Consider the following 241-nt stretch of genomic DNA (forward strand, 5'->3'; position numbering starts at 1 on the left):
CCTATAAACGGAGACTCCTTTGTCTGGGAGATAAATGGAGTAGACACTACAATTTTCGAAGCTTACCTAAAAGAGTTCTCATTATATAAACCAAAGGATTTAAAATTGTAGTCATAGATAACGCAGGGTTTCATTCTACAAAAAATATAGATATACCAGAAAATATATACCTATTGAGGATACCGCCATATAACCCAGAACTCAATCCATGTGAACAAATATGGCAATACATAAAGAATCG

Annotated in this window: 1 pseudogene; it reads left to right on the top strand. The window is 33.6% G+C overall.

Annotation, left to right across the window (positions count from 1 at the left end):
* Positions 1-164 precede the first annotated feature (164 nt).
* Positions 165-241 (top strand): annotated as a pseudogene (locus Q0838_RS14305) (IS630 family transposase); the annotation flags it as partial.

It is taken from the genome of uncultured Nonlabens sp. (genome assembly GCF_947495285.1).
Taxonomy (GTDB): domain Bacteria; phylum Bacteroidota; class Bacteroidia; order Flavobacteriales; family Flavobacteriaceae; genus Nonlabens.